Here is a 1984-nt window from a genome sequence, read left to right as displayed (position 1 = left end):
AAATCGTTTTTTAATTATTAAAAATACCCATTCGTTAAAAAAAAAAAACGGCTCCATAAAGAGGAACCGTTTTGCTTCAAAAATCACGTTTTGTGTTATACTGGAGAAACGAAATTGTGTTTTCAAAATTGTCATTTTCGACATGATAACTTTTCTCGTAGTGTGGTTTTGCCGAACCCACTACTTTTTTTATGTCTCCGAACTTCATTTCTTCCCGTTCCGGCTTAACAATCCCTTTTGATTTTCGATACATATTCATTCCGGAAGGATACATGTGCAGCCGTCCGCCTTTTAAAAATTTCTTTTCCCGACCTTCTACGATCTTTGTTTGCACCTCACAGCCCTCTGAAGCCACTTTTAAGGCTGTTTCCCTGTCTTGGACATCTTCTAGGTCTATATCAGTCAAATAAGCGCTCAAATAGGCTCCTATGTTGTCTATATCCTTTAATGACTTGATTGTTACAAATCCTAAACCCCATAGACTCCTTAATTCAGCATTTTTAATATAAATCTTATCCAAATCATTAAAGCGCATTAAAACATGACAATGCCAGGCTCCACGTCCTTGTGGCTCTACCACCGATAAATAATCTATCGAACTTTCTTTCTTGTATTTATAACGCAACCTGTCGATAAAATTTTGAAAATCACTATAAAGTTTTTTCGTGTCCGTCATATTTTTCTTGTATGTCAAAGTTATATGTAATTCATTTGGCCGTCCTATAAAATTGTTATTTATCAAATAACGCAGCTTCTTAAAGGTTTGTCTCAAAGAATTATAATTTTCCTGCCGATTTTCCGAATGCTCGAACTCCCGGATCTCCCCAGTAGAGAGGTCTACAAACCTATCCTTGTCCAATTTTTTGATATTATTTTTCCGGTTCATCTTCTCCATATGCTGAACTTCAATGACGTGATTCATAGTGGTCACTTTTACAACATCATTTGGAGCTATGAAAACCGCGTCACCATTGCGTTTATCCATCCATTTCCCCTCAATTTTTCCTGTAATGTTTAATTAAAATCAAGTTAATAATAAAGAACCCCAAATCCGAAGTCAGTTTTTCAACAAAAATTAGCGTCCTTTTCCCAAATAGTCCCTATACAATTCCTTAATAGCAAACTCAATTACAGCATCTTTTGAAACTCTTCCAAATTCATTGTGTTTTGTAAAATGTTCGGCTAATAACTCTAGCTTTTTAAATGTTTCAACAGTAATTCGAGGTCCAATTTGTTTTTTCTCTTCCATCCAAACACACTCCTAACAAGTTGTTAACATAATTCTAACATTGGAAATAATAGAATTCAAGAACAGAAAAAAGAAGCACACTCGGAATGATATTTCGTTTCCTTTTGATTCCGAGCCTCCACCCCTTACAATCCCCAAAGGCAACCGACAAGGGAAAATTCGTCCCTTATCGGCACCTCCGGAAATTGTACAGCAAGGGGTCACTCCCAATAAAAAGACTACGACATATAAAACAGGTTTAGCTTCAGAGAAAAAGAGCATAAGGAAACTCGGTGCCACCCTAAAAAAAAGGGTGTCAAACAGGCTGTGCCTGTTGAGTTTCTATGCTCTTAGAACAGGTGCCGTTTTTGAAGCCAAAGATATAGCATAGATACCCCATAGATATAGCAGGGATATACCAAAATATCTCTAGAGATACGGGTATCTATGCTATATCTCTCTACAAGATTCCTCCACACGCTTGACGGAAATGCTTCAGCATTTTAGCACTCACTCGACAGAGTGTATAAGTGCGCCATTCGGAATTTCAAAGCTTCAAATTTCACAGAGAGTGCCCATTTATACACACCCCCTAAATCGTGGTGTGACAATGGGTTCTCGCCGGCTCGAAATCGGTTTGTCATTCTGACAAATAACCCTTCGGGAAATAAAAAAAACGGCTCCATAAAGAGGAACCGTTTTGCTTCAAAAATCACGTTTTGTGTTATACTGGAGAAACGAAATTTTGTTTTCAAA

Annotated in this window: 3 protein-coding genes; all 3 read right to left on the bottom strand. The window is 37.2% G+C overall.

The window, feature by feature from the left end:
• Positions 1-76: 76 nt before the first annotated feature.
• Positions 77-985 carry a rolling circle replication-associated protein gene (locus tag ACFQ88_RS39600; RefSeq protein ID WP_375839305.1) on the bottom strand — a complete coding sequence of 303 codons (909 nt, stop codon included), beginning with the start codon at positions 983-985 and terminating at the stop codon, positions 77-79.
• Between the two features lie 90 nt (positions 986-1075).
• Positions 1076-1249 (bottom strand): hypothetical protein, encoded by a 174-nt coding sequence (locus ACFQ88_RS39595; RefSeq protein WP_375839303.1) that lies wholly within the window; start codon positions 1247-1249, stop codon positions 1076-1078.
• Between the two features lie 482 nt (positions 1250-1731).
• The coding region (locus ACFQ88_RS39590; RefSeq protein ID WP_379463437.1) for a hypothetical protein at positions 1732-1984 on the bottom strand (253 nt) is incomplete at its 5' end.

The sequence above is a fragment of the Paenibacillus sp. NPDC056579 genome (assembly GCF_042793215.1).
GTDB lineage: Bacteria > Bacillota > Bacilli > Paenibacillales > NBRC-103111 > Paenibacillus_S.
This window is presented reverse-complemented; position numbering and strand designations above follow the sequence as displayed.